Source organism: Flavimaricola marinus (genome assembly GCF_900184895.1).
Lineage (GTDB): Bacteria > Pseudomonadota > Alphaproteobacteria > Rhodobacterales > Rhodobacteraceae > Flavimaricola > Flavimaricola marinus.
On sequence record NZ_FXZK01000009.1, the window covers coordinates 141975 to 150497 of the forward strand.

Annotated in this window: 6 protein-coding genes and 1 pseudogene; 1 reads left to right on the forward strand and 6 read right to left on the reverse strand. The window is 60.1% G+C overall.

The window, feature by feature from the left end; translation table 11 throughout:
- Nucleotides 1-51: 51 nt before the first annotated feature.
- Genes LOM8899_RS17925 through LOM8899_RS17945 form a run of 5 tightly spaced genes read right to left on the reverse strand, consistent with a single transcriptional unit; the run spans nt 52 to nt 5882 of the window.
- Nucleotides 52-1665, reverse strand: a complete 1614-nt coding sequence (locus tag LOM8899_RS17925) for a dipeptide ABC transporter ATP-binding protein (RefSeq protein ID WP_093993621.1) — start codon at nt 1663-1665, stop codon at nt 52-54.
- Nucleotides 1658-2488: a creatininase family protein gene (locus tag LOM8899_RS17930; protein WP_093993622.1), complete on the reverse strand. Its 831-nt coding sequence runs from the start codon at nt 2486-2488 to the stop codon at nt 1658-1660. Before LOM8899_RS17930 ends, LOM8899_RS17925 begins: the two co-directional genes overlap by 8 nt.
- 13 nt (nt 2489-2501) lie before the next feature.
- Nucleotides 2502-4076: an ABC transporter substrate-binding protein gene (locus tag LOM8899_RS17935; protein ID WP_093993623.1), complete on the reverse strand. Its 1575-nt coding sequence runs from the start codon at nt 4074-4076 to the stop codon at nt 2502-2504.
- 43 nt (nt 4077-4119) lie between these two features.
- Complete coding sequence (locus tag LOM8899_RS17940) at nt 4120-4962, reverse strand: ABC transporter permease (protein WP_093993624.1); 843 nt, start codon at nt 4960-4962, stop codon at nt 4120-4122.
- A complete protein-coding gene (locus LOM8899_RS17945) occupies nt 4959-5882 on the reverse strand; it encodes an ABC transporter permease (protein ID WP_093993625.1) in 924 nt (307 codons plus the stop codon). The genes LOM8899_RS17940 and LOM8899_RS17945 overlap by 4 nt, the downstream gene beginning before the upstream one ends.
- A gap of 110 nt (nt 5883-5992) precedes the next feature.
- Between LOM8899_RS17945 and LOM8899_RS17950 the strand changes: the two genes are divergently transcribed.
- On the forward strand, nt 5993-6922 hold the full coding sequence (locus tag LOM8899_RS17950; protein ID WP_093993626.1) for a LysR family transcriptional regulator: 930 nt from the start codon (nt 5993-5995) through the stop codon (nt 6920-6922).
- A 618-nt stretch (nt 6923-7540) separates the two neighbouring features.
- Here the strand turns inward: LOM8899_RS17950 and LOM8899_RS17955 are convergent.
- Nucleotides 7541-8365, reverse strand: a pseudogene (locus LOM8899_RS17955) (IS3 family transposase); the annotation flags it as partial.
- Nucleotides 8366-8523 lie beyond the last annotated feature (158 nt).

Genomic DNA, 8523 nt, shown 5'->3' on the forward strand with positions numbered 1-8523 from the left:
ATAGTTAATCCTTGTACTGAATGGCGCGCGGTCAGGCGTGCCGAAAGGCCCTCACGGCATTGCCAGCTGGCCGATAGCCGTTCCGGGAACGGCAGAGAGAAGTTGACGGGTGTATTCCTCGCGAGGTGACTGGAAGAGATCGATCGGTTCGCCGACTTCGACGAGCTTTCCCTTCTGCATCACCGCGATCCTGTCGCAGATGCGAGAGGCGACGCGCAGGTCGTGGGTGACGAAGAGAAGACCGAAGTTCAGCCGGCCCTGAATCTCGTGCAGCAGGTCCAGGATCTGACGCTGCACAGAGACATCGAGGGCCGAGACGCTTTCGTCCGCGATCAGCAGGGCCGGCTCCAGCGCCAAAGCGCGGGCGATGCAGATGCGCTGGCGCTGACCGCCCGAAAACTGGTGCGGAAAACGCTGCGAGGCCGAGGCGTCGAGGCCGACGGATTCAAGCAGAGTTTCGGCCCGCTTGAGGGCCTCGGTCTTGGACACACCGTGCACGATGGGGCCCTCTGCGATTGCGTCACCGACCTTCTGGCGCGGGTCCAGCGCGGTATTGGGATCCTGAAAGATGATCTGCATGTGTCGACGGGCGCGGCGCAGGGCGCGGGTCCGGAGCGTGTGAAGCGGAATGCCGTCGATGACGATCTCGCCCGCATCGGGCTCGACCATGCGGATGATGCTCTGCGACAGGGTCGACTTGCCCGATCCGCTCTCTCCGACGAGGCCGAGGGTCTCGCCCCGACGCAAAGTGATCGAAACATCGTCGACCGCCTTGAGCGACACCGTCGAGCCGCGAGCGCCCTTGTAGTTGTAGGTCTTGCGAATTCCCGAAGCCTTGAGGATCTGCTCGCCAAGATCGGTGCGCGCGGCGCGGGGTTCGAGGATCGGCACTGCAGACAGGAGCCGCTGCGTATAGGGGTGCTGCGGATTGCGCAGCACTTCGGCGGCGGTGCCGATCTCGACGAGATTGCCATGCTGCATGACAGCGACACGGTCCGCGATCTCGGCGACGACGCCGAAATCATGGGTGATGAACATGATGCCCGTGTTGTGGTTCTCGCGCAGCGCCAGCATCAGTTTGAGGATCTGTGCCTGGGTCGTTACGTCGAGCGCCGTCGTCGGCTCGTCCGCGATGAGGACAGCCGGGTCAAGCGCCAGCGCCGAGGCGATCATCACCCGCTGGCACTGTCCGCCAGACAGTTCATGCGGATAAGAGCGGTAGATGCGTTCGGGGTTGGGCAGCAGCACCTCGTCGAAAAGCGCCAACACCTTTTCGCGGATCTCCGCCTTGGGAAGATCGGTATGGACCGAGAAGGTCTCGGCCACCTGATCGCCGACCCTGTAGAACGGATTGAGCGAGGCCATCGGTTCCTGAAAGATCATCGAGAGCTTCGCACCGACCAGTGCGCGCCGCTCCTGCTCGTCGATTTCAAGCAGGTTGCGGCCCATGAAATCGATCCGCCCGGACGGTGTCAGGGCGTTCCGGTCGAGCAGGCCCATGGTCGAGAGCGCGGTGAGCGACTTGCCGGAACCGCTTTCCCCCACGACACAGAGGATCTCGTTGGCGTTGAGGCTGAGCGACAGATCCTTGATCGCGTATTCGCGATCCATGCGCTCGGGCAGGCGAACGCTGAGGTTGTCGTAGGTGAGCAGAGCGTCAGACATCCGAAGTTTCCAGCGGGGCGGTAGGGGTGAAGGTGGTCGTGTCGCAACCGGCAAAGAACGTGGCAAAGTCGGCAATCTTGGCGGTGATCTTCTCGACGATCTTCGCGCCGATTTCGGGGCTGGAGTGGGTGGCGTCGCCGCCCATCATCCCATCCTCGTTGAACTCCTTGGCCGTGAGCGGCATGTTCACCGCGCTGCCATTGAAAGAGATGCCGGACGGGCCAAGCATCCGATGACCGAAGGCCGTATTGTCCGGGGCCTTGCGCATCAGGTCCGGGCGCAGAAGCTCCGGAAACAGATGCATGTAGGACGAGGTGACGGGGTCACCGCCGTGGCCGCGGGCCTTGGCGACATTGTCGCCGTGGATCTCTGTCCAGTCGGCGGGGCTCAGACACTGCCAGATATTGATGGACGACATCAGCACGCCACGTTCACGGCGCAGCTTGCGCATGACCTCGTCGATCAGAAAGGCATTGGTCGTGTGTCCGTTCACGATCACCAGCCGGGTCAGCCCGTGATCGAGAAAATTGGTCGCCACGTCTTCGACCAACGCCTTGAAGGTGGCGGACCTCAACTGGATGCCGCCGGCAAAGGACCGGAAGAAGTCGGCGTATCCGAATGGGACGGTGGGGGCGGCTATCGCCCCCGACCGTTGGGCGGCCATGCCGGCGATGCGGTCGGCGAGCATGTAGTCGCCCATGGGTGCGTGGGGCCCCTGCTCCTCGTGGCTGCCAAAGGGCAAGAGGATCACGGGGTTCTCCGCCGCCCGCTGGGCGAATTCGTCGAACGTCATCTGCGACAGAAGGTGTTTGGTCTCCGGCATGGCGCCTTCTTCCTCAGTTGAGTTTCAGGTAGGGGGCGTACAGGCGCATTTCGGCGCTGGCCGCTGTCCATTCGATGTCGGCGCGGGTCGCGTAGGTCGCAAAGAGCTTCCACAGGTAGAAGCCGGGTGTGACGCGCTGCCATTCCGCAGAGAGAGCCTTGTAGGCCTCGTTGCGTTCGTCGAAATCGACCGAGTTCACGAATTCCTCACCGAGGCGGATGTATTCCTCGGTCGGATCCCAGACCTTCCAGTCGGCGCTGGCGCGGGTGGAACCGGGGTTCCAGTCCAGCCACAGCGGTTGGTAGGGGTCGCCGGGAATGAAGCTCGAACCGTTCGAGAAATTGATGAGGTGATAGGGGCGCTGGTAGACGAGCGAGAAGTTGTCCAGCACCTGCATCTCGACGTTGATCCCGACCTCGCGCCACATCTCGACCATGATCTCGGCGGCGAGTTCATAGTTCGGATAGTAGCCGCGGGTGATGTGCCACAGCAGAGGCTGGCCGTCGTAATCGGTCTGGGCCACGAGAGCGCGGGCCGCCTCGGGGTCATACGGCAGCGGGTTTACGGCATTCGGGTCGTAGTAGGGGCCGTATTCGGGGAAGTTGAAGGGCACGTCCGGGTGGAAGGTCAGATCACCGAAGAGGGACTCGACGATCGCATTCATGTCCACGGCCTGGATCATCGCATAGCGCAGACGTTCGTCGACCAGCGGGTTGTCCTCCGGGTCCGGTCGGGTGTTGAAACCAAAGGCGGTATAGCCGGAAACGGCCACGTTCTGGACGTTGACGTTGTCGTAAGAGGCAATCTGCGCGATCTGGTCGGGAGGGATGCCCACCATCATGTCGTATTCCCCGGACACGACGCCTGCCATCCGGCCGGCGTATTCCGGCACGATCCGCCATTCCACCGTCTGCACCGGAGCAGCTTCGCCCCAGTAGTCGTCGAACCGCTCCATCACCAGAATTTCGCTGGAACGGAAAGTGGTGACCTTGTAGGGGCCGGTGCCGATGGGGTTGAGGCCGAATTCGTCGACGCCGACCTCGAGGTAGTAGTCCTTGGGAACGATCAGGCCGACCGACCCGCTCAGTTTCGCCGGAACGTAGGGGTCTTCGCTGGCCGTCTCGATCTCGAGGGTGTAGCGGTCGACCGCTTCGACCCGGACGAAGCCTTCAGAATAGATGGCGCCGCGCGGCTCGAAGGCGTCTTCGTTGCGATAGCGTTCGGCTGAAAGGGTAAAGGCCGCGTCCTCGGCCGTCATTTCGACGCCGTTGTGGAACATCACCCCTTCGCGCATCTTAAAGGTCCAGACCTTGCCGTTGCGCTCGTAGGAGGTGGCCAGCTTGGGCACGATCACCGATCCGTCGGGATCGGCGATGTAGTCGACCTCTGTGAAGGATTCATAGAAGTTGTTGTAGATCCGGCGTGCCGAGGTCGACAGCCCGTTGATCGGCGCCATGTTCGCCCAGAGCGCGTCGACGGCGATGCGCAGCGTGTCGATCTCCTGGGCTTGGGCACCGGCACCGATACCGGCGAAACTCATCGTACCGGCCCCGATGATCATCTTGTGGACGTCTCTACGTGTAACCATGGTTAGGTCTCCTGTTGGTTGGGCATGGTCTTTTCTTGTGGGTTCAGGCATCGCGGGCCCGGAGAGTTGGGTCGAGACGGTCACGTAGGCCGTCACCGATCAGCGAGATCGACAGCGTCATCAGGAAGATGATGAGTCCGGGAAACACCGAGATCCACCAGGCGGTCGTCAGGTATTCGCGACCATCACCGAGGATCTGGCCCAGGCTAGTCAGAGGGGTCTGGATGCCCATCCCGAGGAAGCTGAGCGAGCTTTCCAGCAGGATGATCCCGGGCACCGTCAGCGTGACCTGCACGATCAGAGCACTGGCGATATTGGGCAGGACGTGGCGCAGGTAGAGGCGGGCGGGCGATGCACCGAGAGCCACGATGGCACGGGCGTAGGTCTGGCGCTTCGTCGCCATGACGAGGCCGCGGGTCAGCCGGGCATAGGTTTCCCATCCGTAAAGCCCCATGAGCACGATAAAGAGCGTCAGGGAGTTGCCGAAGAAGGCCAGCAGCGTCAGGGCGATCAGGATGAAGGGCAACGACAACTGGATGTCGACGATGGACATCAGCACGTCATCCACCAGTCCTTCGAAATGCCCGGCGATGAAGCCGATGATCGTTCCTGCCACGGCACCGATGAATGTGCCGATCAGGGCCACCCCAATGGACATGCGCATCGCCACGATCAGGCGGGCGCCCATGTCGCGACCCAGCCGGTCGGTGCCTAGCCAGTGATCCCAGCTGCCGCCTTCGGTCCAGACCGGCCCCTGCAAGCGGGACATGAGGTTCTGCTTCGACGGATCCTGGGAGATCAGCGGCCCGAACAGAACCATGAAGGCAATGACGATCAGGACGAGTCCAGCGAGGGCGAGGACGGGGTTGCTCAGAAATCGCTTCACGACTTGCTCCGGCTACGGGGGTCGAGAAGTCGGTAGGACATGTCGACAATGAAGTTGGCGAGAACCATGGCGAAGGCAATGAACAGGACCAGCGCCTGAACCACGGCAAGGTCCTTGCCGGAGACGGAACTGATCAGAAGCCGCCCGACACCGGGCCATGCAAAGACGGTCTCGACCACGACCGTGCCGGCAACGAGCTGACCCAGCATGAGACCGAGGATGGTGACGACCGGGATCGCCGCATTGGGCAGGGCGTGCGCCACAGTGCGGCGCATCTTGCTCACGCCCTTGGCCTCGGCGGTGCGCATGTATTGCTTCGACAAGGTCTCGAGCATCGAAGACCGGGTGAACCGCGCCAGGATCCCCGCAAGGGTCAGGGACAGGGCAGCGGCCGGCATTATGAAGTGCTGCCAGCTCGAAGAGCCTGCGCTCGGCAGCCATTGCAGCATCATCGAGAACACGAGGATCATCAGGATGCCGAAGAAGAAGTTCGGCAAGGCAAAGCCCACGACAGAGAAGACCATGATCAGCCGGTCGAAAAGAGACCCGCGCTTGAGTGCTGCGAGGATGCCCGCAGGGACCCCGATCAAAATCGCGAATACATAGGCAACGAAGCCCAATTGCAGGGTGTGTGGCACCCTTTCAAAGATCACGTCGAGGGCCGGTCGGCCGTCGCGAAAAGAGATCCCGAAATCGCCCGTGGCGAGATTGCGGACGTAGATCACGTATTGTTGGATCAGCGATTTATCGAGATGCCACTTTGCGCGGAACTGCTCCATTTCGCGCTGAGTGGCATCGGGGCCGAGCATGGCTTGTGCCGGGTCATAGGACAGGCGCAGGGCGATGAATGTGAATGTCACCACCGCCAGAAGCGTCAGCGCCATTCGCAAGATTTTGGTCAGTATGAAGGTCGGTGACAAATGCCTGCTCCGGTCTGTTTCGCCACTTCCAAAGGGGCGGATACCGGTAGACAAGCATCATTAATTAAGACAATAAATGGATTAATGACACTAAGTTTCATACATACGACATGATAAATGGCATCGAGATTCGGCACCTGAGATACTTTCTGCTGCTGGCGGAAGAGCTCCACTTCGGTCGCGCGGCGGAGCGGCTTCACATGGCTCAAGCACCTTTCTCGCAACAGATCAAACAGCTTGAAGAGAGGATCGGCACGCCGCTCTTTCACCGCACGACCCGCAAGGTCCAGATGTCCGAAGCCGGGCGGCGATTTCAGTCCTATGCGCAGCAGGTGCTTTCCGATCTCGACGAAGGCGTGCGATTTGCGCGAGCCACCGCCAGCGACGAGGCAGGACAGATTCGCGTGGGGCTCATCAGCGTCGGGACCTCGACGGTCCTGCCGATCGCAATGCGGAAGTTCCGCGATATCCACCCTGCCGTTCTGTTGTCACCGTTTTCGGAAACAACCGGCGTTCAACTGAGAATGTTGCTGGAGAACGAGCTCGAAGTCGGGCTGATGCGGCCGGCGCGATTGCCGAGTTACTTAAGGGGCGAAGTGATCTATCGCGAGGGGATGTGCGTCGCGATGAGTTCGGATCACCCGCTGGCAACGCGGGAGTCGCTGACGGCCGAGGATCTCGTCGGACAGCCGCTGATGCGGTTCATTGCCAAGATCGGCACCGGCTTCGAGCCGACGATCAACAAGTATCTCGCCGATGTCGGAGTCCAGCCCGAACAGGGGCCGGAATACACCTCCACCGCGGCGGGCCTCTGCCTTGTCGCGGGGGGCATGGGGCTGGCGATCATGCCCTATTCGGCCGCGGTCAATGCATATCCCGGCATTTCCTACCTGCCGATCGATCTCGGCGGGATACTGGCCGAGGTCAGCATGGTGACGCGCGCCGGCCCGATGGACCGCAAACTCAAGGATCTGTGCGACGTCATCCGCGGGATCTGTGCACCCGGCGGCGAGATGGACCCGCACCGGCGGATCCTCTGAGAATCGCGCCCCGCGATTGCGGAGGGTTCCGCGCCTTAAATCGACACCGCATCCGGAACCCACGACCGCGTGCCGGATACTTTCAAATATCACATATCAAGCTCAACTCTCAGACACTGCACGAGCTTGACAAGAAACAGTCGTCGCCTGTCACCGCATACAGTAATCATTGGAACGGACCATCGTCAAAGCCGAACTTACTGACACGCTCGATATCCCTGTTGTAGAGCTGTTGTGTTTAGGTCAACAAAAAGCATTTCGTAGTTGGAAACCAGGCGAAGGGCTATGAGAACGCTGTGAATGGCGACTTTGCAAGCCGACCGGATGACCTGCAAAGTATCAAATACGGAAAGTCGGTGGAGTGCTACGTCCGTCGGAACGGGAAAGTGACGTGAAGGGCCCACTTAGGTCTTAACTTGAGCCATATTTTCATAGGTATCAATCTTCAGTCGGCCGAAATGCATCTAATGCTTGGGTCATTTCAAACCACGGGGATCCTATCCAAGGATTGGTCGGCCTCGATTGTATTGACTATCAACTTGAGTTTGCAATGAATTATCTTTACGGCTGACCTGCTGGCCTTTGTTTCCGCTAGTTCAGGTTAGCTCTGTTCAGGTTTTAGTTTTGCTTTGAGCAGTTGACATATTCGTGTAGCGTCATGCCAGCGATGCTCGAGTAAGGCCGGTTGTGATTGTAATAGGCGCGCAATGTCGCAATCATGCGGCAGGCGTGGCGCATAGACCGGAACAGATGTTCGTTCAGGCACTCCTCGCGCATCCTTCCGTTGAAGCTTTCGACCAAGCCGTTTTGCATCGGCTTGCCCGGTGCAATTTGGTGCCAACTAACTTTGCGGTCTTCCTGCCATTTCAGCATCGCGTTTGATGTCAGTCCGGTTCCGTTGTCCGAGACTACCATGCAGGGATATCCACGCAGCTTGGCGATCTTGTCCAGTTCGCGGACGACACGCGCACAACCGATGAATGTATCCACGACGGCAGCCAGGCATTCCCGATTGAAGTCGTCGAAGACGTTCAGCACATGGAACCGCCTCCCGTCTTCCAGCGCATTCGACATAAAGTCGAGCGACCACCTCTGGTTCGGCCCTTGCGGGATCGCCATGGGCGTTCTGGTGCCCACTGCACGCTTGCGACCGTCGCATTTACGGTTGGCTAATCCTTCTTCGCGGTAGAGTCGGTACAGCTACTTCCGGTTCACTTCCCAGCCTCCTCACTTCAGCAGGATTTGCAAACGGCGATTGCCGGACCGCCGCCGTTCGGACACCAGCTCTTTCATTCTGGCTCGTAGCTCGGTGTCCGGCGGCCCCGACGACTTGCGCCGATAGACACGCGGATCGATTCAGGCCAATGCACCGGCCCGCCTCTGATTGTAACGCTTGGTCTTCATGACCCAGTTTACAGCATTTCTTCTCGAACCGGGCCTCAAAGGTTGACCTGAGCCCCAAGTTTCCTCCACGTTGCGGAGAGTCTTTGGGTTTTGGTTGATGGCCTTAGGCGGCCAGTTTGTCCATCATCGTTTTCTCTGCGAATTCCCTCGGTGTCAGGTTTTTCAAAGCCGAATGCGGTCTTTGATTGTTGTAGTTC